Below are 25,559 nucleotides of genomic sequence, written 5' to 3' on the forward strand. Positions count from 1 at the left end.
TCATGTTTACTACCGTATTAATCGCCAACCGTGGCGAAATTGCCTGCCGCGCCATCCGCACCCTGAAGCGCCTGGGAGTGACCAGCGTAGCGGTTTATTCCGACGCCGACCGCAATGCACCGCACGTTACCGAAGCCGATTTGGCGGTGGCGCTGGGCGGTGAAAAGGCCGGCGACAGTTACCTGTGTATCGACAAGATCCTGGCGGCGGCAGCAGAAACCGGTGCGCAGGCGATCTATCCCGGTTATGGCTTCCTTTCCGAGAGCGCTGAGTTTGCCGACGCCTGTGAGGCGGCGGGCATCGCTTTTATCGGCCCGACGGCGGCGCAAATTCGCGAGTTCGGCCTGAAACACCGGGCGCGTGAGCTGGCGGCGCTGGCGCAGGTGCCGATGACGCCGGGCACCGGCCTGCTGGACAGCGTTGAGGAGGCGGTCAACGCCGCCGGCCAGATTGGCTACCCGGTGATGCTGAAAAGCACCGCCGGCGGTGGCGGCATTGGCCTGACGCGCTGCGATGACGAAGCCGCACTGCGCGATGCCTACGACAGCGTGAAACGGCTGGGGGAGCAGTTCTTCCGCGACTCTGGGGCTTTTATCGAGCGTTTTGTCGATCAGGCCCGTCATGTCGAAGTCCAGATTTTCGGTGATGGTCAGGGCTGGGTGGTGGCCCTTGGCGAACGCGATTGTTCATTGCAGCGCCGCAACCAGAAAGTGGTGGAAGAAACCCCGGCACCGAACCTGCCGACGGCTACCCGTCAGGCGCTGCATCAGGCGGCGGTGGCACTGGGGGCGTCGGTTAATTATCGCAGCGCCGGCACCGTGGAGTTTATCTACGACGGCGCGCGCGACGAATTTTATTTCCTTGAGGTCAATACTCGCTTGCAGGTGGAGCATCCGGTGACCGAGATGGTCACCGGGCTGGACTTGATCGAATGCATGTTGCAGGTGGCGGCGGGGGATGCTCTGGATTGGGCGGCGCTGCAACGCCCACCGCAGGGGGCATCGATTGAGGTGCGTATCTATGCCGAAGATCCGCTGAAAAACTTCCAGCCCAGTCCGGGCGTATTGACCGAGGTGCATTTCCCGGATGGGGTGCGGGTGGACGGTTGGGTCGCCACCGGCAGTGAAGTATCGGCATTTTACGATCCGATGATCGCCAAGCTGATTGTTCACGGCGAGGATCGCCGGCAGGCGCTGGAGAAAATGCGCCTGGCGCTGGGTGCTACCCGGCTGCACGGCATCGCGACGAATCTCGATTACCTGCGGCAGGTGATTGCCACCACGGCGTTCCAGACCGGCAGCGTGTGGACCCGCATGCTGGACAGTTTCCGCTTCCAACCCAGCAGTATCGAAGTGCTGCAACCGGGCACTTACAGCAGCGTGCAGGATTACCCGGGCCGTGTCGGCTATTGGGATATCGGCGTGCCACCGTCCGGGCCGATGGACGACTTCGCTTTCCGGCTGGCCAACCGCATTGTTGGTAACCACCCCAGCGCCGCCGGGCTGGAGTTTACCCTGCAGGGGCCGACCCTGCGTTTTCATTGCGACGCCACTATTGCGCTGACCGGTGCGGACTGCCCGGCGGATTTGGATGGCGAAACGCTGGATTACTGGCAGCCGATAACGGTTCGGGCTGGGCAGGTACTGACGATGGGCCGTGCGCGGCACGGGTGCCGTACCTATCTGGCGGTGCGAAACGGTTTTGACGTGCCGGTGTATCTGGGTAGCCGTTCGACCTTTGCCCTGGGGCAGTTTGGTGGCCATGCCGGGCGCACTCTGCGGGTGGCGGATATGCTGGCGGTGTCCCAACCGGCGTTGGCCGCGACCACCACGCCGGCACCGGTTGCCGCGCCGCAGGCGATGGATGAAAGCCTGATCCCAGAGTATGGCAACCTGTGGAACATCGGCGTGTTGTATGGGCCGCACGGCGCACCGGACTTCTTTACCCCGGCGTCTATCGACAGTTTCTTTGCCGCCGAATGGCAGGTGCATTACAACTCCAACCGGTTGGGTGTGCGCCTGTCCGGGCCAAAACCCGAGTGGGCAAGGCAGGACGGCGGTGAGGCAGGGCTGCATCCGTCCAACGTGCATGACTGCGAATATGCCATAGGTGCGATTAACTTCACCGGTGATTTCCCGGTGATCCTCACCCGCGACGGACCGAGCCTCGGTGGCTTTGTCTGCCCGGTGACCATCGCCAGGGCCGAGCTGTGGAAGGTCGGCCAGGTGAAACCGGGCGATCGCATTCGCTTCCATCCGATCGGTTTCAAACAGGCGCAATCGCTGGAACAGGCGCAGCTTGGCAGTATCGAAGCGCTGGCGGCGGTGAAGGCCATCACCCTGCCGGCACCGGATTTGACGCCGGGTACCACGGTGTCTGCCGCTATCCTGGCGGCACTGCCGGCGACAGACAACCACCCGGCGGTGGTCTATCGCCAGGCCGGTGACGGCTACATTTTGCTGGAATATGGCGACAACGTGCTCAGTCTGGCGCTGCGGCTACGCATTCATCTGCTGATGCAGTCGCTCAAGCAGGAGGCGATCCCCGGCGTCGAGGAGCTGGCACCCGGCGTGCGATCGCTGCAGATCCGCTATAACAGCCGCGTTCTGGGCCAGGCCGATTTATTGGCACGCTTGCTGGCGCGTGAACAGGCGCTGGGCGATGTCAGCCAACTGAAGGTGCCGACGCGCACGGTGTACCTGCCGATGGCGTTTGAAGACTCTGCCACCTTGGGGGCGGTGGAGCGCTATCAACAGACGGTGCGTTCGTCTGCGCCCTGGCTGCCGAACAACGTCGATTTTATCCAGCGTATCAACGGGCTCAGCATGCGTGAGCAGGTGCGCGACATCATCTTTAATGCCAGTTACCTGATCCTCGGACTGGGCGATGTTTACCTCGGCGCACCCTGCGCGGTACCGATTGACCCGCGTCACCGGTTGCTCAGTTCCAAATATAACCCGGCCCGCACCCATACCGCCGAAGGCACGGTCGGCATCGGCGGCATGTACATGTGCATCTATGGCATGGACTCGCCGGGGGGCTACCAGTTGGTCGGGCGCACATTACCTATCTGGAACAAATTCCTCAAGAACCCACAGTTCAGCGCGGGTGAGCCCTGGCTGTTGCACTTCTTTGATCAGGTGCGTTTCTACCCGGTCAGCGAGCAGGAGTTGGATGAGCAGCGCGAAGCGTTCCGCGAAGGGCGCGCGCAGGTCCGTATTGAGAACAGCGAGTTTGATTTTGCCGAATACAGCCGTTTCCTGGCGGACAACGCCGAAGACATCAGCGCCTTCCAGCAGCGTCAGCAGCAGGCGTTCAGCCATGAAGTGACGCGCTGGCAGGAAGAAGAGGGCGAAGCCGAGGCCCAGTTGCTGCCGCCACAGGATGATGAAGAAGAGGTGGATGGCTATCTGGTCAGCGCCGACCTGAACGGCAGCGTGTGGAAAATTCTGGTGGAGCCGGGGCAGCAGGTCGAAGCCGGCCAGCCGTTGATCGTGGTTGAGGCAATGAAAATGGAGCTGGCGGTCACCGCGCCGCGCGCCGGGATCATCAAACGCATCAGTTGTCAGCAAGGGCGGCCTGTCGGGCCGGGTGATGCCTTATTGTGGCTGGAGCACGCCAGTTAACCCTGTTTACTTGTCGGGGCGCGGCAGGCTGCGCCCGCAGAGAGGAATGCGATGCAAATCACCAATAACCGCAGCAAGGCGCGGCCGGAGGGGCTGGCGGAGCGTATCTACCTGCAACTCAAGGACGATATTTTTGATTTTCAGCTGCTGCCGGGCGATCGCTTTAGCGAAAACGAAGTGGCGCTGCGCATGGAGGTCAGCCGTACGCCGGTGCGTCAGGCCCTGTTTTGGCTGGAGCGCGAGGGGTATGTCGAAGTGCATTTCCGCAGCGGTTGGCAGGTGCGCCCCTTCGATTTTGCCTACTTCGAGGAGCTGTATGACCTGCGCATCGTGCTGGAGTGTGAGGCGGTAAAACGGCTGTGCGCACGGCCAATGGATGAGGTGCCGTTGCAACTGGAGGCGCTCGGCAGTTTTTGGATCGACGAGCCACGGTTGGAGGATGGCAAAACCGTCTCGTTGCACGACGAACAGTTTCATATGGCGCTGGTGGCTGCGGCGGGCAACGGCGAAATGGCACGCATTCATCGCGATCTGACCGAGAAAATTCGCATCATTCGTCGGCTGGACTTCACCCAGGGCAGCCGGGTGGCGGCGACCTACAACGAACACGCCGCCATATTGCGGGCAATCTTGCAACAGCAAACCGGGGAGGCGCAAACGCTGCTCAGCAACCATATTGCCGTCAGTAAGGCTGAGGTCAGAAAAATAACCCTGCATATGTTGCATCAAGCACGGCTTCAGCCCTAACCCGTCGCCTTTCGAGCTGCAGCGTTGTTAGCTGCAACTCGAAATCCATAGGGTTAGGTTTTTTTAAAAAGAAGGTTGGTTTTCTAACACACATCAGGAGTTTGAATTATGCAACGTCGTCACTTTATAAAAGCTTTTGCGTTGTCCGCCACCATGATCGGCATGGGGATGGCCTGGGGCGTGCAGGCTGCCGATACCATCAAGGTCGGCATCCTGAGTTCACTGTCCGGCACCATGGCCATTTCTGAAACGCCGCTGAAAGACGTGGCGCTGATGACTATTGATGACATCAACGCCAAGGGCGGCGTATTGGGTAAAAAACTCGAGCCGGTGGTGGTGGATCCGGCCTCCAACTGGCCGCTGTTCGCCGAAAAGGCGCGTCAGTTGTTGAGCCAGGACAAGGTGGCGGCAGTGTTTGGCTGCTGGACTTCGGTATCGCGTAAATCCGTGTTGCCGGTGTTTGAAGAACTGAACGGCCTGCTGTTCTATCCGGTGCAGTACGAAGGGGAAGAGATGTCGCCCAATGTGTTCTATACCGGTGCGGCCCCTAATCAGCAGGCGATCCCGGCGGTGGAATACCTGCTGAGCGAAGACGGCGGATCGGCGAAACGCTTCTTCCTGCTGGGCACCGACTACGTTTACCCGCGCACCACCAACAAGATCCTGCGCGCCTTCCTGCATTCGAAAGGTATTCAGGATAAAGATATCGAAGAGGTCTATACGCCGTTTGGCTACAGCGACTACCAGACCATCGTCGCCAACATCAAGAAATTCTCCGCCGGTGGCAAAACGGCGGTGATCTCCACCATCAACGGTGACTCCAACGTGCCGTTCTACAAAGAGCTGGCCAATCAGGGCATCAAAGCCACCGATGTACCGGTGATCGCCTTCTCGGTGGGGGAAGAAGAGCTGCGCGGTATCGACACCAAACCGCTGGTGGGCAACCTGGCGGCCTGGAACTACTTCGAATCGGTGGATAACCCGACCAACAAGCAGTTTGTCAGCGAATGGCGGGCCTATGCCAAGGCGCACAACCTGCCGAACTACGCCACCGCAGTGACCAATGACCCGATGGAAGCCACCTATGTTGGCATCCACATGTGGGCGCAGGCGGTCGAGAAGGCCGGTACCACGGACGTTGACAAGGTACGCGCGGCGATGGCCGGGCAGACCTTTGCCGCGCCGTCGGGCTTTACCCTGACCATGGATGCTACCAACCACCATCTGCACAAACCGGTGATGATTGGCGAAATTGAAGGCAACGGCCAGTTCAACGTGGTGTGGCAAACCGATGCGCCGGTACGCGCCCAGCCGTGGAGCCCATACATTGCCGGCAACGACAAAAAGTCGGAAAGCCCGGTAAAAGGCAGCAAGTAACACCGCAACCCATGGGCCGGGCATGTCCGGCCCCTACAGAAGAGGCTGCCGATGCAACTCCCATTTTTCTTTCATTTCCGACGCTGGCTTTGGCTGCTGTGCTGCCTGCCGATGTTCGCGCAGGCGGGGCCGGCCGATGATTTTGCTGCGGCCAACCGTACGCAGCAGGCCAAATTATTGCAGGCGTGGGCGACCGCGCCGGACGCTGCGCGTTTGCCGTTACTGCAGGCGTTAAAGCAGGAAAACCTGGTGATCGACGAGGCCAAACATGCATTTATCCCGCAGGGCGATCGCTATCAGCCACTGGAGGGTAGCGCTGCCCCGGTCGGTACGCCGAAAAAGCTGTGGCTGAATAACCGGCTGCGGATCCTGATCGCCAACGCGTTGTCGGCACAGCAGCTGATCAGTGAAGATCCGGCCCTGCGTTTACAGGCGGCAAAGGCTCTGCAGCTGGAAGCGCAAAGCAGCCAGTTGGCACTGCTGACCCAGCGCCTGGCGCAGGAGAAAGACAGCCGGGTGCATGAGGCGCTGAGTATCGCGCTGGCCAATCTGCAACTGAGCGATGCCGATGCCAAAGTGCGCCTCAATGCGGTGCGGCTGCTCGGCAGTTCGGGAGCAGCGGAAACCCAGACCCGGCTACAGGCATTGACCGATGCCGCCCGTGAACCGGATGCCGCAGTACGCGCCGAAGCGCTGAAAAGCTTGGCCAGCGTGAAACACCGGCTGATGATCGGTGACCTGATTGGCCAGGCGTTTACCGGCCTGTCGCTCGGTTCGATCCTGCTGCTGGCGGCGCTTGGGCTGGCGATCACTTACGGCCTGCTGGGGGTGATCAACATGGCCCACGGCGAAATGCTGATGCTCGGTGCCTACTCGGCCTATCTGGTGCAGGGATTGTTTCAGCAGTTTGCGCCGCAGTGGCTGGCGCTGTATCCGCTGGTGGCGTTGCCGGTGGCATTCACTATCACCGCCTGTATAGGTATGGCGCTGGAGCGGACGGTGATCCGCCATCTGTATGGGCGGCCGCTGGAAACCCTGTTGGCGACCTGGGGCATCAGCCTGATGTTGATCCAATGGGTTCGGGTGTTATTTGGCGCGCAAAACGTAGAGGTCGCCAACCCGACCTGGCTGTCGGGCGGCATTCAGTTACTGCCCAACCTGGTGCTGCCGTGGAACCGTATCGCGGTGATCCTGTTTGTGGTGCTGGTGTTGGTACTCACCTGGTTGCTGCTGAATAAAACCCGCCTGGGCATGAACGTGCGTGCCGTGACGCAAAACCGTGCGATGGCCGCCTGCTGCGGCGTGCCCACTGGCCGCGTCGATATGCTGGCGTTCGGTCTGGGTTCCGGCATTGCCGGGCTGGGCGGGGTGGCGTTGTCGCAGCTGGGCAACGTCGGACCGGAGCTGGGTCAGGGTTATATCATCGACTCGTTCCTGGTGGTGGTGCTTGGAGGCGTCGGCCAACTGGCCGGGACCGTGGTGGCGGCCTTTGGCCTGGGTATTCTTAACAAAATCCTTGAGCCGCAGATTGGCGCAGTGCTGGGTAAAATCCTGATCCTGGCGCTGATCGTGCTGTTTATTCAAAAACGTCCTCAGGGACTGTTCGCCTTCAAGGGCAGGGTGACTGACTGATGAGCCAACCATTGACTGTAACCGGCCTGCAGAAGGCACCCCGACTGGCGCTGGGCATTGGCGGACTGGTGTTGCTGGCACTGGCGATCATGCCGTTTCTGGCCCTGCTGCCGGCAGACCATCCGCTGGCGATCTCCACTTACACTCTGACGCTGGTGGGTAAAATTTTGTGTTATGCCGTAGTGGCGGTGGCGCTTGATCTGGTGTGGGGGTACGCCGGGCTGCTGTCGTTGGGGCATGGGCTGTTTTTCGCCCTCGGCGGCTATGCCATGGGCATGTACCTGATGCGCCAGGCGGCGGGCGAGGGCCTGCCGGCATTTATGTCGTTTCTTTCGTGGAATGAATTGCCGTGGTTCTGGAGCGGCACTCAGTACTTCGCCTGGGCACTGTGCCTGATCGTATTGGTGCCCGGCGTGCTGGCCTTTATCTTCGGTTACTTCGCCTTCCGCTCGAAAATCAAAGGGGTGTATTTCTCCATCATGACTCAGGCGTTGACCTACGCCGGTATGCTGCTGTTCTTTCGTAACGAAACCGGCTTTGGGGGCAACAATGGCTTTACCGGTTTCACCACCCTGCTGGGCTTCCCGATCACCGCCACCGGCACGCGGGTGGCGCTGTTTCTGACCACGGTGCTGCTGCTGGCCGCCAGTCTGGCAATCGGCTTTGCGCTGGCACGAAGCAAATTCGGACGGGTACTGACGGCGGTGCGCGATGCGGAAAACCGCCTGACGTTCTGCGGCTACGATCCGAAAGGCTTCAAACTGTTTGTCTGGACGCTGTCGGCGGTGCTGTGCGGGCTGGCCGGGGCGCTGTATGTGCCGCAGGTGGGCATTATCAACCCCGGCGAAATGTCGCCGACCAACTCGATCGAAGCCGCCATCTGGGTGGCGCTCGGCGGACGCGGCACGCTGGTGGGGCCGCTGCTGGGGGCAGGTATCGTCAACGGGGCCAAAAGTTGGTTCACCATGGCCATTCCGGAATACTGGCAGTTCTTTCTTGGCCTGATGTTTATCATCGTTACGCTGTTCCTGCCTAAAGGGGTTATCGGCCTGCTGCGCAGAGGGAAATCACAATGAATTCGCTGCAAATGACCGAAGATCTGTTCACCCAGCCGCTGCCGGCCGATAAATACCGCCAGCAAACCGATCCGGTACTGCTGCTCGACAAGATCAACGTCAGCTTTGACGGTTTTCGGGCACTGAGCGATCTGTCGCTGCAGATCGGAGTGGGTGAATTGCGCTGCGTGATCGGCCCCAACGGCGCGGGGAAAACCACGCTGATGGATGTGATCACCGGTAAGACCCGGCCGGACAGCGGCAGGGTGTTTTACGATCAAACCGTCGATCTGACCGCGCTGGATCCGATGCAGATAGCCCAGGCCGGCATCGGTCGCAAGTTCCAAAAGCCCACGGTGTTTGAGGAACTGACGGTATTCGAGAATCTGGAGATCGCCCAAAAAAACCAGAAGTCGGTATGGGCCTGCCTGCGCGCCAAACTGAGCAGCGAACAGCGCGACCGTATCGATGAAATGCTGAAAACCCTGCGGCTGGGTCATGAACGGCATCGTCCCGCCGGGTTACTTTCCCACGGGCAAAAACAGTTTCTCGAGATCGGTATGTTATTGGTGCAGGAACCGCATCTGCTGCTGCTTGATGAACCGGCGGCCGGTATGACCGATGCGGAAACCGAGTACACCGCCGAACTGTTCCGCTCGCTGGCGGGCAAGCATTCGCTGATGGTGGTGGAGCACGACATGGGGTTTGTCGAAACCATTGCCGACCACGTCACGGTACTGCATCAGGGCCAGGTGCTGGCGGAAGGCTCATTGGCGCAGGTACAGGCCAACGAGCAGGTGATCGACGTGTATTTGGGGCGTTAGGAGTAGCTATGTTGCAAGTGAATGAACTGAATCAATATTACGGCGGCAGCCATATTTTGCGCGGCCTGTCGTTTGAAGCTCATATCGGCGAAGTGACCTGCCTGTTGGGGCGTAACGGCGTGGGGAAAACCACGTTGTTGAAATGCCTGATGGGGCTGATCCCGGCCAAGAGCGGCAGCATCAATTGGCAGGGTGAAAGCCTTAACGGCAGAAAACCACACCAGCGGGTGCAGGCCGGGGTGGCCTATGTACCGCAGGGGCGCGAGATCTTTGGCCGTCTGACGGTGGAAGAAAATCTGCTGATGGGCCTGGCACGGTTTTCCGGTAGTCAGGCGCGCAAGGTACCGGATCAGATCTATGAACTGTTCCCGGTGCTGTTGCAGATGAAAGATCGGCGCGGCGGCGATCTCTCCGGTGGCCAACAGCAACAGTTGGCGATTGGGCGTGCGCTGGCCTGCCGACCGCAGTTATTGATCCTGGATGAGCCGACGGAGGGGATCCAGCCTTCGGTGATCAAAGAGATCGGCGCGGTGATCAAACAGTTGGCGGCCCAGGGGGATATGGCGATCCTGCTGGTGGAACAGTTTTATGATTTTGCCGCCGAGCTGGCGGACCGCTATCTGGTGATGTCGCGCGGCAGCATTGTCCAGCGCGGTGCGGGCAGCGCGATGGAGCAAGACGGCGTGCGTGGGCTGGTGGCGATATAAGGCCTAAGGTTGGGCAGTGAAAGGGGGATTATTTTTTTATGTAGCCTTTCACTGCTGCCATAAACACATCACGATCCCACTCCACAGCGTCCCCGCTGTTCTCACCCTCGGCGATCAAACGGCGTAGTTCTTCCAGCTTTGAGGCGGCGGTGCGCTCACGCAGGGTACGCACCGATTCACGAATCACTTCGCTGGGGGTTCGATAGTCGCCGCTGGCTACCAGACCTTCAACAAAGTTACGCAGTTCTTCACCCAGATCCACCGTTAATGTTCTGCCCATATTTCCTCCTCCGCTATTCTCTTAATCATTGTAAGATTAGTTCTTACATTGTGCACGTTAAAACTGGGGAGCCCGGAACTGCAGCAATACAAGGAACTCCGGGTTTTACATCACCATAAATTAGGGATAATTATGAACGAAATCACTATGTCACGACTGGGTTGCATCGTCCTGTCACTGTTTCCGGCTCTTTGGGGGATCTTCAGTTTGCTGAACAATACCGCCGATTTTTCCGGGACTGCCCAACATGCCGTGGCCCCGCTGCTGGCCATGCAGGATACCTATCAGGTTCCTGGATTAATGTGGCGTGCTATCAGCGTTGAATGGGCCGGGCAGGTCGGGCTGGCGATAATCACTTTGCTGGAGTCTGTGGCCGGTATCACCGCGGCCTTTGGCGTGGTGCTGATGCTGAAACATCTGGGCCATTCTTACGCGGCTTTTGCCAGGGGAAAAGCCTGGGCCATGCTGGGCGCGCTCTGTGCAATCGCGGTATGGGGCCTCGGCTTTATGGTGGTTGCAGGCGACTGGTTTATGGCCTGGCAGGCAAAGGACAACCCGCTGGCGGTGCAACTGGGCGCGATGCTGTATATGGTGCCCAATACGCTGGCGCTGATATTTTTGATGCTGCAACGCGACGTTCGCTAACCGATAAAGCCGCAGGGTTTTTTAATAAAACTGCGGCGAAATTCGCGAAAGTGTTGCCAAATGCTAACCTGCCGCCGGGTGTCACATTTCGTTCATAATTGTGCCATAGCATAATGACTCTTAAATAAATTAATAATAAATCAACAGGTTAATAATTTTCGAGGGAATGCCTATGAGCGATAAACCGAATAAGGATCTGCCGTTACCGGCAGAGGAGCAGCAGCCGAGCAACCCGGCACGTCGGCGTTTTCTGGCTGGCGCGACGGCGTTAGGGGTCGGTGCCTCCATTGCGCCGTTGGCCAGGGCCGCGGCTGAGGGTAACAAGAAAGTCTTGCTGAGCGCTGTGCCGGCCAGTGCACAAAACCCGCTGTTGCGGCGTCATGTGAAAAATGTGGTAGTGATCTACGCCGAAAACCGCAGCTTCAATAACCTGTTCGCCAATTTCCCTGGGGTAGAAAAACCGCTGTCGTCGCTCAAACCCGAGGAATACCAGCAGCGCGATCGCGATGGCAGTCTGCTGGATTCGCTGCCGCCAATCTGGAAAGGCCTGGTACCAAAGGCACAGGAGGTTGGGCACGTTAACTATCAAATTGGTGAAGACGCGGTGTTCACCAATCAATTGCCCAATCAGCCATTTGTGTTGACCGGGCCACAGGGGGAGAACTTGCCGCACGGCGTGGTCACCCGCGACCTATGGCATGTGTTTTATCAAAACCAAATGCAGATCAACGGTGGCAAAAACGACAAGTTTGTCGCCTGGGCCGACTCAGGCGCTTTGACAATGGGTTATTACGGTGACGGTGCCTACAACCTGCGGCTGTGGACGTTGGCACAGGAATTTACGCTCTGCGATAACTTCTTCCAGGGGGCGTTTGGCGGTTCCTTCCTGAATCACCAGTATCTGATCTGCGCCCGCCCGCCGTTTTACCCTGAGGTTCAAAACTCCGTCGCCAAAGACGGTATTGCCCAGCTTGAAAGCGATGACGTGACGGACTCGCGCCTGAAACCGTTGGGCGACTCGCCGGTCAGCGCCTCGTTTGGCATCCCGCTGTTTGGCAAGAGCCTGCTGACGCCGGATGGCTATGCGGTAAACACCATGGCACCGCCGTACTGGCCGTCGTGGACTCAGGATGAGAAAGACCCGACGCTGGCGGACGCCAGAATGCCCAACGTTATGCCACCACAGAAGCATCAGCACATCGGCGACTTACTGAGCCAGAAAGGGATCGATTGGGCGTGGTATGCCGGGGGGTGGCAGTACGCGCTGGACAACCGCAAGGATCAGGGGGATTTCCCCGGTGCGCCGGATTTTCAGTATCACCATCAACCGTTCAACTATTTCGAAAATCTGGGGCCGGGTAACCCGCAGGCGCGTGAGGCGCATTTGCGTGACGGCGGTATTGGCGATTCAACCGGCAGCAATAAATTTCTGGCCGCGGTAGAAGCGGGAACATTACCGCCGGTGGCATTCTACAAGCCGCAGGGCAACCTCAATATGCACGCCGGTTATTCCGATGTGGAGGCCGGCGATCGTCATATTGCCCATATCATCAATAGTCTGCGCAATGGCCCACAGTGGGAAAATAGTGTGGTGGTGATTACCTTTGATGAGAACGGCGGCTGGTGGGATCATGTGGCTCCGCCGCAGGGCGATCGTTGGGGCCCAGGTTCGCGTATCCCGGCATTGGTGGTTTCACCCTTTGCCCGCAAAGGCTATGTCGATCATGAGGTTTATGATACCGGGTCGATCCTGCGATTAATCAGCCGGGTGTTTGATCTGCCACCGCTGGACGGGCTGACGGAGCGCGATAAAGCGATGGCGGCGCGCAGTCAAAAACCGCTAGGGGATCTGACCGGCGCGCTGGAGTTTCCGGGCTAAGGGTTACAGCGCCTTCGACATATACCAGATGCCGATGGAGCCCTGGGCACTGGTGTAGCAGGTTTCACCGCAAATACTCAGCCCCTGGCGTTGGTAAAAACGCTGGGCGCTGGTATTGCGCTGTAACACTTCCAGCCACAGCGTTTTTTGCTTACGTTCGAGCGCCCGAAGCTGCACCTGGTCAAAAAAGTGCTGGCCGTAACCCCGGCCGGCATATTCCGGCAGGAAATAGATTTTTTGCAGCTCAGCACCGGTTGTTTGGGTCGGTGTCAGCAGGCTGTTGAAATTCAGTCGTGCGTAGCCCACCAGGTTGTCGTCTTCATACCCCAACAACCAGCAAATATCCGCGTCCTGCAGCGTCTTCTGTAGTGCTTCAACAGCAAAGTCTTGCGCCAAAAAAGCGTCCAACTCCTCTTTATGGTGCCAAAGTTCGCCAAAATGGGCCTGATAGGTGCGAATGCCCACATCACGAACCTGCGCTAAATCACCGCTCAAAGCCTGGCGGATACTGAACATAGGGACCTCTTGGTAAGAAATGAGAAACGGCGGCCAAGCTGAAAGGAAAACGCCGCAACTGGTGAAGATTTAGACAACCCAATGCATACGAGATATACTCAATATACGCAATATCTGAATGCCGGAGGAAGTATGACACTCAAACAGCAAACCCATCGTCGTCAGGGACATCGTAGCGTTATGCAAATGCTTACTGCCGATCAGCTACAGCATCTTAAGCCAAGTAAGCCTTCGGCGCGATTTTTGGTGATTGAAATTGATCCCGATTCTCATACCACCGATTCGGATCGTAACAATGACGCTGGCAATAGCGCCCTGAGAAAAAAGCTTACCGATATGATCAATGATCCTGCAGTAGATCCCAAAGCGGCGATGCAAATGCTGGAGATTGCCTGGGATAGGGTCACCAAGTCTGCAGCAGGGAAGATACCGGCGGCCCGAGTGGATGTCGATAGCGATAACGCTATGCCTGCCGCCAGTATCTTTGCCGGTTTTCCCGAGTTTCAGGCCCGCAATGAAGAAAGGAAGCAGGACCTTCGCCAGTACCTTCTGGCAGATGCCAACTGGCTGACATCTGCAGAACTCTCTGACCGGGCAGGTTTTAAAAATCGTAACCGTAGCGCAGGCCCAAACGGTTGGAAGCAACGCGGAAAGATTTTTGCGATTAACGTTGAGGGCCACGACCGCTATCCGGCTTACGCACTGGATGAGGCTTACCAGCCGCTAAAAATCCTCAAAGACATATTGACCGTTTTTGGTGACAGCACCAGCGCCTGGTCGATAGCGAGCTGGATGGGCACGGCCAATAGCTGGCTGGAGGGTAAAAAACCCAAAGATCTGATGAAACAAGATCCTGCTGCGGTGTTACATGCAGCTCTTATACAAAAGGCGGGAGCGCAGCATGGATGATGGCTTACTGCCCCCGGTAGGAAAGGTCAATATTAACAAGTACCTTGTTAAGGCAGGGACGCCGCTTTATCGAATTCATCGAGAAAAGTACGCTGGCGATGCTTTTAATAATAGCCCTGGTGGCGACGCACGATTTAGCCCGATTATCGACCAATACAATAACGTGATCGCCACTATTTATGCCGGTGATAATACCAAGGTGGCGTTGTGTGAAGTCCCTTTGCACGATGTCGATTTCACAAAACAATATGTTGGATTCAACGTCAGACGACTTTCGGGTTTGGTTCATACCGAACTGGTGGTGAATACCGAATTGCAGCTTGCTGCATTAGATCAACCTGGCCTGGCCAAGATGAGAGCGTCTAAAAAGGTGGCGCATTGCGATGCTGCCCACTATCAGGTAACGCGCAAGTGGGCTGAAGCTGTTTATGCGCAACATCCAGATATTCAGGGGCTGATTTGGCCGTCAAAACAACATCCCGGTAATGCCTATGTTTTGTTTGGCGACCGTTTGAATGGAAACGAGTTATCTATTACTGCTAAAACGGTATCAGTAACAGATAAAAGCGTTTTAATACATTTGTTTGAACTGGCGGATAAAATGGGCATTACCCTGCTGGAAGATGATTAATGTATCGATTGTGCCCATTACGTATTTTTGACCGCAGCAAACCCTCACTCAGCAAGATGCTTCGGCGATTCCTGCCGGAACCCCAGCCCGATAATCCGACCCAATAAGCGTGGCAGCCAGCGGCTGTTACCAACCCGAGCCATCAGACTGGATCTGCCGCCACCTCGGCGTTTTTTCGGCCTGCGCTGGCTCATCTTTATTTGCAGAAACTGGGTGGCTTTGGTGGGGAAATTACGGCGTTTTTGCACGCGCAGCAGGTGCTTGAGCTGCAAACCGTGGCTGCGTAACGGAGGGATAATCACGTTGGCGGTAGCAACCGCATCCTGAATCGCCAGATTCACCCCGACGCCGCCAATCGGCGACATGGCGTGTGCGGCGTCGCCAATGCACAGCACGCCCGGCCTGGCCCACTGATCCAGTCGATCGATACGAATACTCAATAACTTCACCTGATCCCAACTGAGGATCTCCTGCAGGCGGTGGTCCTGGAAGGGGGCGACCTCGGCGAGATGCAGCAAAAACGTTTCCAGCCCATCCTGTTGGATCGCCTCGAAGCTGCCCTTGTCGATTGAATAACCGCATTGCCAGTATTCACCCCGGTCGATCATGATGAAGTTTTGTTTTGGCCCGGTGTGCCCCATTGACCAGGCTGGATCGCCGGGCCGTTTATCGATCTTCATCCACAGCACATCGCGCGGCGAACCAAAACAGTGACTGCTGAGTGCCGCCTGTTCGCGTACCACCGAGTTACGTCCGTCAGTGCCGATGACCAGTTGACAGCGGACGCGGATCGGCCCGTCCGGCGTATCTGCCAGTACCCCGCAGACCTGGCCGCGATCGTACAATAACTGGTGTACCTGCGCCGATTTTATCAGGCTGAACGCAGGAAAGGCGGCGGCTTTTTCCGCCAGAAAGTTAAGGAACTCCCACTGCGGCATAAAGGCGATAAATTTGCAGCGCGTCGGTAGGTGGGTGAAGTCCGCAAGCGTAATATCACGCCCTGCGATTTCGGCATGCAGCGTTTCTGCACGCTGGTGCGGCAGTGCCAGCAGCTCCTCCAGCAGGCCAAGCTGATGCATGATTTCCAGGGTGGAAGGGTGAATGGTATCGCCGCGAAAGTCGCGCAGGAAATCGGCGTGCTTTTCCAGCACTATGACCTCTATCCCCGCCCGGGCCAGCAGATAGCCGAGCATCAGCCCGGCGGGGCCGCCGCCAACGATGCAGCAAGCGGTGGTGTAAGGTGTGATCGGTGGCTGTGACATAGCGGTTGGCCTCAAGGATCCGCATTCTGCCGATCCTGATTGAAAACTTAATATTGATAATGATTATCAATATCAGGTAAGGCTGTCAACCCGCGGTGCTGTGTGGTCAAAGGGGCTGGAAAGGTGGCCGATACGGTAACACTGGGCGGGCAGGGTGAAACTGTATTGCATGGCAAGCATGGCGATACTCCTGAAAGCGGTTGACCGGCTGAGCATGGCACGCCATCTTTGTGAGTAATATCGGCATTATTTTGACTGATGGTTCTTAAAAACGGGATGGTTGGTATGGGGCGAGTCACCTTTGATCTCGACGATTTGCGCAGCTACGTGACCGGTATTGAGCTGGGCAGTTTCGCAAAAGCGGCGGAACGGCTGGGGCGATCCACCTCGGCTGTCAGCGCGCATCTGAAAAAGCTGGAGCAGCAGGTTGGCAGCCCCATCCTGCGTAAGTCTGGGCGCGGCATGGTGATGACCGAGGCCGGTGAAACCCTGCTGGGCTATGCGCGTCGCTTGCTGGAGCTCAATGATGAGGCCGCGACCGCAGTGCGCGGCTTGGATCTACAGGGCATTGTGCGGTTAGGGCTACAGGAAGACTTCGGTGAAACCTTTTTGCCACAGGTCTTGGGCAGTTTTGCCCGAGCGCATCCGCGCGTGCGTATCGAAGCGCGTATTGCCCGTAATGCTGAACTGATCGAGTGGGTGTTGAAAGGACAACTGGATTTGTCGTTGGCGTGGGACGGCGGTATCAGCACGCCGTTCTATCAGGCACTGGGACAACGGCAGATGCACTGGATTGCCTCACCCCATTTTGAACTGACCTCCTGGCGCCAGGGGGATGAACCTCTGCCGCTGGTGATGTTTGATGCCCCTTGTCTGATGCGCAGCGCCGCGACTCAGGCGCTGGATCGTGCCGGTATTGCCTGGCGTGTCGTTTTCACCAGCCGCAGCCTGAATGGCGTATGGGCAGCGGTCAGCGCCGGATTGGGAGTAACGGTACGCACCGACGCCGGGTTGCCAGCGGGACTGTCCCTTTTGCCACCCGACGCTTTGCCGGCGCTAAACCCGTTAGCTGTGGTGCTGCACCGTGCCGAAGAAAGTCCGTCAGCGGCGATCCAGCGCCTGGCGCAGATCGTCGCCGATCGGATCAACAGCTAGTCCTGCTCGATCGGCTGCTTGCCGCTCAGTGCACCCCATTCGCTCCAGGCGCCGTCATACAGTTTCACCTGCGGTGCACCGAGTGATAACAGGCCGAAAGCCAGTACCGCTGCCGTGACGCCGGAGCCGCAGCTGGTGATGATCGGCCCGTCGAGACTCACGCCCTTGTCGCTGAAGGTTTGCTTCAGTGCTTCCAGCGATTTGAAACGGCCGTTTTCCAGCAGTTCGCCGTAAGGAATATTGATACTGCCGGGAATATGGCCGCGGTGCAGACCCGGACGCGGCTCTGGGGCTTCGGCGTAAAATCGCGGTGCAGCGCGCGCGTCAAGGATTTGCACCTCAGTGTTCAACGCCTGTTCCACCTGCTGCATATTGACTACCGCGTCCGCATTAAAGCGGGCGTTGAAGGTTTGCGGCGTGCGCGGAGCCGCGCCGGTAGCCAGCGGTTGGCCCAGTGCTGTCCAGCCGTTCAGACCTTCGTCCAACACATAAACCTGCTGCGCGCCAAAGTTGCGGAAGGTCCACCAACCCCGCGGGGCCGAGAACTGATTGCCTTCGTCATAAAACACGATGGTCTGTTGTTCGCTGATGCCCAATTTACCCACTGCCGCGCTGAATTCCTCTGCCGTCGGCAGCATATGCGGCAATGTGGTGTTTTTATCCGCGACGTCATCGATGTCAAAATACACCGCACCGGGGATATGGCCGCGTTCAAATTCTGCGAGCATGTCTTTTTTCGGCACCTGGCCGACCGGGGACATCCTGACATCAACCACTACCAGGTTTTCATCGTTGATATGCTGCGCAAGCCATTGCGGAGTAACCAGAAACGGAGAGTTCATCGTTATTATTCGCCTGTGGTGAAAACGGTTTTTCACTATACCTTAAATAATTGGCGTTGCCTCGGCGTTCAGGGGGGCGACAATAGCGGCCAAAGCGCGATGTGCAGCTTCATCGATTGAGCCTTCCACCCTGGTTGCCCCATTCTCCGCCAACAGCGCTTGCAGGCCAACCAACCAGTCGTAGATATAAAACGCGGTGTTTTTCGCCGGGGTGGGGGCCAGTTTGGTTAATCGTTGTTGGCTACTCCAGTCCACGGCGGGCTGCGGTGGAGGGGTAAAGATGGGCTGCCCGTGATTGATTCGGCTGGCGGGGCGTAACCTCGCCTCACGCTGCTGGAAGCCCAGCCAGGTGACGAAATCGCCCAATATCGCTAACGCCTGGCTGACCTGTCTGTCCTCAGCGTGTTCAGGCTGCGCCCCGGCAGACAATGCGCGTTCCAGTGATTCGGCAATGTCCAATCGACAGGCGGCGGTGATTAACGCATCGATCAGCATCTCCAGGTGCTGCTTGCCGATACCCAGCAATGCCAGCAGTTGGCTATTGTCCGGCAGGCTGCGCAGATGGTTTATCCAATCGGCAAACACCCGTTGGGCAAACGAATCATCGTCATGCCCGATGGGGGCTACGCAGGCCATATCTCCCTCGTCAAACAGATCTATCTCAACATCAAACGCTGGGGCAGTGGCCACCGGCGCGGACAAGCTATGCTGTTGCTGGCTATACAGCTGGCGCAGGGTATCGCACTGCGGCAGCAGCCACTCAAGCAGTTCGCCGTGTATTCCGGCCTGTGCCTGCAATTTGCGCAGTAACTGCTGGGCGCGCTGTTGCGTTAACGGTGTATCCGCTGGGTGGAGCCAGTTGCCGAGCAGGCTTTCCGTCAGTTCGCGTTGCAGTTCCTGCTGTTGTTCAAGGATGCGATCCTGCTTCAATGTCGGGTACGCCTGTGCTGCCAGCCAGGCCACCATGCGCTGGCAGTCGCTTTCATCCATCGCCAGCAGGGTGGCCCAACTTTCGCCCGGTTCACCGACATAGCGTTGAACGGCGTCGTCGGGGCGCACTTTCCCTTCCTGACGTGAGTCGAACGCGGTGATTGCCCAGATTAAACCCGGCTTGCGGCGGCTGCGTAGCTCCACGGTTTCCCCCTGGGTTTGTCTGACCCAGTAGGCCAGCGCGTTGCCCGTACGGCCGGCATCTTGTGGCGTAAGGGCCGCATCGCTTACCAGCAGCAGACTGGCGTGCAGGCCATCGGCAGCGAGAGTCAGCAGGTTGGCGCGTTTTGCCTGCTGCATGCGCTGTAGCAGCCCGGCACCTGGGCATGGGCTGCCGGCCGGCAGGTCTAGCAGTTCGATGTTGTTCGGTAACCCGACGCTTCCCCTCGCCGGCAAGGTTGTCGTGACCGAGGCCGCCAACCACGCCAGATCGGCCAGCGCGATCGCCACCTCGACGCCATGCTCCGTCAGCACGGTCAGCTTTTCCCCGGCCGATGCAGGGATTGCCTGGGCATGCGCAATCCCCTTATCCTGGCTCAATACCTGGCGGGGGGCATACAGCCGCTCGCAGTGGCCCAGGGCGTGCAGGGCATGCGCCAACTGGCGATAACAACTTGTCAGTGCCGGATCCTCGTCCCACAGCGGTGCGAACAGCCTGGCACGGTCGTCAACGCTCAAATAGGGTGCGAGTGAGATGGCATATGGCCAGAAGTGTCTCGCCAGCGGCGTTTGCCATTTGCCGCCCTGATGACGAAGGTTGTCCCACAGCAATACCATGGCGTTGCTGTCCAGCCCGCCGATAGCCATCGGCTGGCGGAGACGTTCCATTGCGTGCAGATGTGCGGCCATGGCACCGGCATTCCAATCCGGTCGAAAACCGCCCATCAATGCGCTGCCGATCAACAGGGCCACCAACTGCGCCTCATCCAGCAGGGAAACGGCAACAGGGTAAGACGGCGGATTTTGGGTGTCACAACAGCTGTAGCGTACCGCCAGCGTGGCATCTTCGGTCAATAGCCTGGCACCGGGTGCCAGTGCGGCCAACAAGTGGGCCTTGGCGGCGGCGTTATGGCCATAGAGGCCGATGGCCAGAGGCTGATGCATAGCGCTGTCCAACTGCCTGGCCCGGTTGTAGCTGCGGCGCAGACGGACAGTCAGGTTATCGGCTTCCCGATTCAGCCGGGTGGACTGCTGCCGGGTGGCCGCCACCCAGTCAATCGCCTGTGCAATGCTGCTTCCAAGGCTGTTTATCGACTCGGGCCGGCCGGAGGTGATAGGTTTCATTGCTGATAAATGCTCCCGCTGTCAATCCAATAGTGGGTTGCGCCAGAGGCGCTGGCAGCCAAGGTATTGAGTTTTAGTTGTAGGTGTTCTGCGGGCACCGGCGTGCCGTCGGCCAGGCGGGCTTCGGCAATGCTGACGCCTTCCGCTCCCTGCCCATCATTGCCGGTGAGGGCCAAACGCAGGCTGATGACCGCATCACCAGCCAGTTTGCGCGCCAGAGCGGCATCGGTAATGGTCAGGGTGTAGAGCGGCGATGCCGGCCAGCGTGGGTTATCCAACTGACGGAATCCCAGACGCAGCGGGCCACGTAGCTGGAAATAGCTGTCGGGATCCAGCGCAAAGTCTGCGCAGTCCAAATCGATATCGCGATAATAGACATTATCCTCTGCCAGCATGTTATTGCTGTCCAGCATGCCCAGATGACGAATCGTGGAATAGGGTTGGAAGTCGCCGACGTTAAAATAAAAGCTCTCCAGCCGCAGGTCGATAGCCAACAGGCACAGCATGGCACCCACGGCGGCGGTTGATTTGGGGTTGTTGATGCGCCCGCCTTGGTTAAACGGGTACCAACTGCGGGTGTGATAACCCTCAAGCGGCAAAATTCGGCTGGCGGGCAAGGGTTGCAGGTGGCGCAACAGCGCCTGAACGCCCGGAAAACACGCTGGACGGCCGGTGAGTAACAGCACATCGCAGCTATACAACGCCACCACTTCGCACAGCAGGCGCAGGCAGTGGCTGATGCCGATTCGGTCAGACAGGAAAGCGGCATGCACGGCACCCAGTCGGATGACCAGCGGAGTCTGCAGAATGTCGAAGGTGGCGTTGCCGGATCCGCGCTGAACCTCGTCGTTGATAAATGCCAGCACTTGCAGGGTGGGCATCTGTGGCAGCAGTTCGCCCAGCGTGGTGGCGATTTCCGCGTGGCTGTCCAGCGGATCGTAATCCTCATAGGCACTAAGCAGCGCGCGTCCGGCGGGCATGAAAATCTGCAGCGTGGCCTGCTGGCGCTGGGTGGAAAACCCATCCATACGCCCCTGGTTGCCAAACAGCTTGTCCATTGTCGCTGCTGCGGCGCTGACCCCGGCCTGTTCGAACGCCTGCTGTACGGCGGGCAAGATAAATTGCCCAATCACATCCAGCAAAATGTCGTCGCCGGCGAGCTTAAATCCTTCACGGAACAGCAGACGCGGATTGATTTTGATGTTGTTGCCTACGCCATTATCCAACCGGTATTGGGTGATCGCCAGATCGGTCGTGCCGCCGCCGATATCGATAGAGGCGATACGCAGTGATTTTCCCGGTTGTTCTCCCGCTTCTGGCGGTCGGTCCGGCCTGGCCATGGCGGCGAAAAAGGCGTCGGTGCGGCCGGCAAAATTGACCTGGGTTTCGTTATACAGATAAACCATCTGGCCGCAGGTGGCTTCGTCCCATTCCATATGCACCAGTGGCACCGGCATACGGGCTTGCTCAGCGCTGAACGGCGCATCCAGCGGGTGCCAGCCCATGGCTTTCCATATCAGGCCAATCGCCTCCTGCATGCGGCGGCGGAAAATTTCACGCTCCGGCTTGGGCATCGCCGAAGGCAATGTCAGGATGATGGTACGCAGACGCCGTGGAGCCGCGGTGTTCGGCATTTTGATTCGTTGGGCGGCGCTGTTGATTTGCATCAGTGCCTGCGCCAGCAGCTCGGTCAGCATCAGGGCCATGACCGCGCTGCGGCTATAGTGGGCGGCAAAAACCGGCAACCGCTCTTCTAGCGGCAGCGCAGACAGGGGGATACCCTCGTCGTTGATCAGTGAACTTAATGGCGCGGCCGCAGCCATGGGTTCTTGTTGGCCGTTAAAACGCCAGCCGGGTGCATAGCGTTCTTCGTCCCACAGGTAACGGCGTGGGCTGGAAATGCCGGTGGTGCCTTCGGTCCCTTCCCGCCGCAGTGCCAGTTGCGCGGCCTCCCGGCCCACGCGGAGGATGGAAGGCCAGACAAAGGCATCATCGCGGCCGCTTTGATATGAAAGGTGAGGTTTGCCAAATGACGCCTGGGCAAACTCTACCCGGCTTTCAAACAACGCGTTGTCCACGCAATGCGGTGCAGACAGGGAACGTAACTGCAGTTCATTGGTTTGTTTCAGGCCATTATTTTCTTGCGGATGATCTTCGACCAGTATCCCGCAGGTGTGCGAATTGCCGACATCCAAAATCAGATCTACGTTGATCGCGGGCTGCTGCGGCGACGCCCCGACGATTTTTATCTGCGGCACTGTTAATTGGCTGCCAATCAGGTTCAACAGGTTGAGGTAATGCGCCTGATATTCGAAAGTTTTCAGCCCGGCGCTTATTTCTGTTTCGCTGCGTAGTTCCTGGCTGCTCGCGGATTGGCTAAAGACTTCACGCAGCCAACTGTCTACCCAGGTCAGGTCAAGAAACTCACCCAGTTCATGGTTTTGATGGCCCAGCGAGAAGCTGATCCCGGTGTTGATATCGCTTTCGCCGGGGGCGAGTGCCTCCTGGCCTGCGGCGGCGAGCCGGGTATCAAAAGCCAACACCACCCGCAGCAGGTTGCCGTCCTGGTCGGGGTTATCGAGTAACAGCGTCTGCATGCGGGCCCAGTTATCCGGCCCGGACAAAAACACCCCTGATGAAGTACAGCGGAAGAATGGCAGCGGCAGCCAGGTTTTATCCAGCAGTTGCAGCGATTGCTGCAGAGAATGGCTGAACTCCGGGCGAACCACTTCAGCGCTCTGCCCCGGTTGGGCGGGCAACAGGTATTTACCCCTGTCGGCATCCCATTGCAGGCGCAGTAGCGGGCCACTGGCCGTCTGGCGGACAAACTTGCCCGGAAACTCATCATCCAGAACCGGCGTCAGGGCGAAGTCCAAAAATTGAATGCCACTATCCTGAACCAGCGTCATGCTGCGTGGGTAATCGTTAAGAGGGGCCAGCATTATTTACTCTCGCGCTTTAACATCATGGGATAGACCGTTTGGGCATCGTAGCGACCGACGCAAGCTGCCGGGCCGGTTTCATTTTGCGTACAGGTAATTTCCGGCATTTGGTAGCGGCTGCCATCGCTGCAGCGTGCCTTGGTGCGGCTGTTGATTACCAGATTGCCGGACTGCATCAGCCCGGCCTCGATCGGCACCCGGCAGGTGATGGCATCACCGTAAGTAATGCTTGCAGAGCCTTTCCCTTCCTTGATGCGATATTGCAGGCTGGGACGTTTACCGGTGGGCAGATCTTTGAGTGCCACAGTGGCACGCCATTTACCGTTCAGAAAACGGACTGAACCGGCTTTGACCGAATCGGCGGGCAATACCAGCGCATGCTTGTCCGCCGGCGGCATGACAACGGGGAGCGGAGCGGGTGGCATCAGCGTCGCCGGTGCTAACGGCAGTTGCAGTTTGAATGCGGGTACGACAGCGCGTTGCGACGGTACCGCTGGCGGTGCGACAGCAGGCTCTGCAAGCGGGGGGCTTGGGCGGTTCAGCCAGGCAACCAGCAGGGCAATCAGCATCAGCGCAGGCAACATCCAGCGATAGCGGCGCCATTGGCGACGTGCTTGCATCGGCTGCGTTGCCGCCAGCGGCTTAACCACTGGCTCTGGTACGGGTTTGGCGGCAGGCATGACCACCGGACGCGGTGCGGCAGCGATAGGCGTCGGTTTTTCTTCTGCAATTTCGGCCGGGCGCAGGCATGACAGCGGGTCGTCCTGGCACTGAGCGTTTGGTTTGATAAAGCCCCAGAAGGTCAATACCGGTTTGCCATCGACCAGATAAACATGGTTGGAGTCGGGGATTTGCATGGCTTTGGCCAGCAATGCGCCAAACAGACGGTGGCTGGGGTGCGGGTTGGACTGTGTCTGAGCGACCAGAGTACGGAATGTCGCCAGACTTTGTTCCAGCAACTGCACGGCCTGCGCGCGTTGGGCATCACTCGCTGCCAGCCAGGAAGTCACTTTCCCCGGAAAGGGGGAATACCAGTCAATGCGGGTACCCGTTTCGTTCGGCTGCGGGACAGCCAGGCAGTCTGCGGCCGGTTGCTGTTGGCGGATGCGCAATGTTTCTCGCAATTGCAGTGCGCAGGCGTAAACCGGTTGCCCATTTTCGCCCAATGCAAGCACATCATCTAAACTGCCACTGCGTAAAAAGGGTTTCACCACGGCAAAAAACCTTGTCCTGTTCGGCTAAACAAATAATCGGCCATGATAACCCGTGACCAGAAGGGTCAAACGGGTAAGGACAGGTGTAAAATGCCGTTCTTTAAGAGGTTCAAGATGTCACAAATTGATGACTCATACTTTGGCGGCGCAAAGATCGCGCTGTTGTGCGGTGACCACTTGCTGACCTACCAGCGTGATGACAAGGCGGATATTCCCTGGCCCGGCTGTTGGGATTTGCCGGGGGGCGGGCGCGAAGGGGATGAGACGCCGCTGCAGTGCGTGCAGCGGGAAACGCTGGAAGAGTTCGGCCTGCAGATTGACGCACAACAGGTGTGTTTACGGCAGCGTTACGAAGGGATTTTCCCCGGCTACCCGCCGACCTGGTTTATGCTGGGCCACATCATGCCGGAGCAGATAGCCGCCATACGCTTTGGCGATGAAGGGCAGCGCTGGCAGATGATGGCCATCGAGCGCTTTATTGATCATCCACAGGGCATCTCGCACCTGCAGCAACGGCTGGCGCAACATCTGCAGCGTTAGGCCCCTTCTACCGCCTCAATCCGGGCAATCAGCGCGTCGAGCTGACGGTCTGAAAACACCTCAATGCCATTCTGGCGCAGCAGTTCGGCGGTGACGCCGCTGCCGGGCTTGGTCTGACCGTTGAAAGAACCGTCGTAGATAAACTGGCTGCCGCAGGAGGGGCTGCCATCGGTAAGCAGCGCAAAGCGGCAGTCGTGCCGCTGTGCGATTTCCAGCGCCAGATGAGCGCCAAGCAGATAGCTGTCGGTGACGTCGCCACCGCTGGCCTCGATCACCCGCGCCCGTTGGGCCAGTACCGTGGCACCTTCGGCGGCAGGCGTGATTTCTGCTGAGGGACGTGGGGTGGAAAAGCCGGCGGCCAGCTCCGGGCAGCAAACCACCAGGCGGCCCTCGCGCTGCCAGCGCAGCAGCGTGGCGTTGAGCAAAGGTTTGTCGGAAGCGTTGTAGCGCACTTTAAAACCGGCCAGGCAGGCGCTGAATAAAATCTTTGACGGCATGAGGT

The 25,559-nt window shown here is 58.5% G+C and carries 22 protein-coding genes; 13 read left to right on the plus strand and 9 right to left on the minus strand.

Going from position 1 to position 25,559, the window contains the following annotated elements; translation table 11 throughout:
* Positions 1-2 precede the first annotated feature (2 nt).
* The 7 genes from uca to urtE all read left to right on the plus strand — a co-directional run bounded on the left by uca (position 3) and on the right by urtE (position 9,968).
* Entirely contained in the window at positions 3-3,626 is a 3,624-nt protein-coding gene (gene uca / locus OCH02_RS09330; protein WP_261430961.1) for an urea carboxylase, read from the plus strand.
* A gap of 51 nt (positions 3,627-3,677) precedes the next feature.
* Complete coding sequence (locus OCH02_RS09335) at positions 3,678-4,373, plus strand: GntR family transcriptional regulator (RefSeq protein ID WP_261430962.1); 696 nt, start codon at positions 3,678-3,680, stop codon at positions 4,371-4,373.
* A 108-nt stretch (positions 4,374-4,481) separates the two neighbouring features.
* Positions 4,482-5,750 carry an urea ABC transporter substrate-binding protein gene (urtA, locus tag OCH02_RS09340; RefSeq protein ID WP_261430963.1) on the plus strand — a complete coding sequence of 423 codons (1,269 nt, stop codon included), beginning with the start codon at positions 4,482-4,484 and terminating at the stop codon, positions 5,748-5,750.
* Between the two features lie 51 nt (positions 5,751-5,801).
* Positions 5,802-7,382, plus strand: a complete 1,581-nt coding sequence (urtB, locus tag OCH02_RS09345) for an urea ABC transporter permease subunit UrtB (RefSeq protein WP_261430964.1) — start codon at positions 5,802-5,804, stop codon at positions 7,380-7,382.
* Positions 7,382-8,458 carry an urea ABC transporter permease subunit UrtC gene (urtC, locus tag OCH02_RS09350; protein ID WP_261430966.1) on the plus strand — a complete coding sequence of 359 codons (1,077 nt, stop codon included), beginning with the start codon at positions 7,382-7,384 and terminating at the stop codon, positions 8,456-8,458. Before urtB ends, urtC begins: the two co-directional genes overlap by 1 nt.
* The gene (gene urtD / locus OCH02_RS09355; protein WP_261430969.1) at positions 8,455-9,261 is read left to right on the plus strand and encodes an urea ABC transporter ATP-binding protein UrtD; all 807 of its coding nucleotides are present in this window, start codon (positions 8,455-8,457) and stop codon (positions 9,259-9,261) included. Before urtC ends, urtD begins: the two co-directional genes overlap by 4 nt.
* An 8-nt stretch (positions 9,262-9,269) precedes the next feature.
* Entirely contained in the window at positions 9,270-9,968 is a 699-nt protein-coding gene (gene urtE / locus OCH02_RS09360) for an urea ABC transporter ATP-binding subunit UrtE (protein ID WP_261430970.1), read from the plus strand.
* Positions 9,969-9,996: 28 nt separating this feature from the next.
* On the opposite strand, the gene OCH02_RS09365 is transcribed toward urtE, so the two are convergent.
* Positions 9,997-10,248 carry a type II toxin-antitoxin system ParD family antitoxin gene (locus OCH02_RS09365; RefSeq protein WP_261430971.1) on the minus strand — a complete coding sequence of 84 codons (252 nt, stop codon included), beginning with the start codon at positions 10,246-10,248 and terminating at the stop codon, positions 9,997-9,999.
* 132 nt (positions 10,249-10,380) lie between these two features.
* On the opposite strand from OCH02_RS09365, the gene OCH02_RS09370 reads away from it, so the two are divergent.
* Positions 10,381-10,893, plus strand: coding sequence for a DUF2165 domain-containing protein (locus OCH02_RS09370; RefSeq protein WP_261430972.1), 513 nt, complete (start codon positions 10,381-10,383; stop codon positions 10,891-10,893).
* 172 nt (positions 10,894-11,065) lie between these two features.
* Positions 11,066-12,772 (plus strand): acid phosphatase, encoded by a 1,707-nt coding sequence (acpA, locus tag OCH02_RS09375; protein ID WP_261430973.1) that lies wholly within the window; start codon positions 11,066-11,068, stop codon positions 12,770-12,772.
* 3 nt (positions 12,773-12,775) lie between these two features.
* On the opposite strand, the gene OCH02_RS09380 is transcribed toward acpA, so the two are convergent.
* Entirely contained in the window at positions 12,776-13,288 is a 513-nt protein-coding gene (locus OCH02_RS09380; RefSeq protein WP_261430974.1) for a GNAT family N-acetyltransferase, read from the minus strand.
* Positions 13,289-13,420: 132 nt separating this feature from the next.
* Here OCH02_RS09380 and OCH02_RS09385 point away from each other — a divergent pair, with 132 nt between their 5' ends.
* Positions 13,421-14,197, plus strand: coding sequence for an MbcA/ParS/Xre antitoxin family protein (locus tag OCH02_RS09385; protein WP_261430975.1), 777 nt, complete (start codon positions 13,421-13,423; stop codon positions 14,195-14,197).
* Positions 14,190-14,828, plus strand: a complete 639-nt coding sequence (locus tag OCH02_RS09390) for an RES family NAD+ phosphorylase (RefSeq protein ID WP_261430976.1) — start codon at positions 14,190-14,192, stop codon at positions 14,826-14,828. Before OCH02_RS09385 ends, OCH02_RS09390 begins: the two co-directional genes overlap by 8 nt.
* A 44-nt stretch (positions 14,829-14,872) precedes the next feature.
* Here OCH02_RS09390 and OCH02_RS09395 read toward each other — a convergent pair whose 3' ends face one another.
* On the minus strand, positions 14,873-16,090 hold the full coding sequence (locus OCH02_RS09395; protein ID WP_261430977.1) for an FAD-dependent oxidoreductase: 1,218 nt from the start codon (positions 16,088-16,090) through the stop codon (positions 14,873-14,875).
* Between the two features lie 72 nt (positions 16,091-16,162).
* The gene (locus OCH02_RS09400; protein ID WP_261430979.1) at positions 16,163-16,270 is read right to left on the minus strand and encodes a DUF4865 family protein; all 108 of its coding nucleotides are present in this window, start codon (positions 16,268-16,270) and stop codon (positions 16,163-16,165) included.
* Positions 16,271-16,375: 105 nt separating this feature from the next.
* Here OCH02_RS09400 and OCH02_RS09405 point away from each other — a divergent pair, with 105 nt between their 5' ends.
* Positions 16,376-17,245, plus strand: a complete 870-nt coding sequence (locus OCH02_RS09405) for a LysR substrate-binding domain-containing protein (protein WP_261430980.1) — start codon at positions 16,376-16,378, stop codon at positions 17,243-17,245.
* Here OCH02_RS09405 and sseA read toward each other — a convergent pair.
* Genes sseA through OCH02_RS09425 form a run of 4 tightly spaced genes read right to left on the minus strand, consistent with a single transcriptional unit; the run spans position 17,242 to position 24,517 of the window.
* On the minus strand, positions 17,242-18,087 hold the full coding sequence (gene sseA / locus OCH02_RS09410; RefSeq protein WP_261430981.1) for a 3-mercaptopyruvate sulfurtransferase: 846 nt from the start codon (positions 18,085-18,087) through the stop codon (positions 17,242-17,244). The genes OCH02_RS09405 and sseA overlap by 4 nt on opposite strands.
* A gap of 42 nt (positions 18,088-18,129) precedes the next feature.
* On the minus strand, positions 18,130-20,361 hold the full coding sequence (locus OCH02_RS09415; protein WP_261430982.1) for a virulence factor SrfC family protein: 2,232 nt from the start codon (positions 20,359-20,361) through the stop codon (positions 18,130-18,132).
* Positions 20,358-23,303 (minus strand): virulence factor SrfB, encoded by a 2,946-nt coding sequence (locus OCH02_RS09420; protein ID WP_261430983.1) that lies wholly within the window; start codon positions 23,301-23,303, stop codon positions 20,358-20,360. The genes OCH02_RS09415 and OCH02_RS09420 overlap by 4 nt, the downstream gene beginning before the upstream one ends.
* Entirely contained in the window at positions 23,303-24,517 is a 1,215-nt protein-coding gene (locus tag OCH02_RS09425) for an SrfA family protein (protein ID WP_261430984.1), read from the minus strand. The genes OCH02_RS09420 and OCH02_RS09425 overlap by 1 nt, the downstream gene beginning before the upstream one ends.
* Before the next feature lie 114 nt (positions 24,518-24,631).
* On the opposite strand from OCH02_RS09425, the gene OCH02_RS09430 reads away from it, so the two are divergent.
* Complete coding sequence (locus OCH02_RS09430) at positions 24,632-25,057, plus strand: NUDIX hydrolase (protein WP_261430985.1); 426 nt, start codon at positions 24,632-24,634, stop codon at positions 25,055-25,057.
* Here OCH02_RS09430 and OCH02_RS09435 read toward each other — a convergent pair.
* A complete protein-coding gene (locus OCH02_RS09435; protein ID WP_261430986.1) occupies positions 25,054-25,554 on the minus strand; it encodes a DUF523 domain-containing protein in 501 nt (166 codons plus the stop codon). The two genes, OCH02_RS09430 and OCH02_RS09435, sit on opposite strands and share 4 nt — an antisense overlap.
* Positions 25,555-25,559 lie beyond the last annotated feature (5 nt).

This window comes from Serratia quinivorans, assembly GCF_946227985.1.
Taxonomy (GTDB): domain Bacteria; phylum Pseudomonadota; class Gammaproteobacteria; order Enterobacterales; family Enterobacteriaceae; genus Serratia; species Serratia quinivorans_A.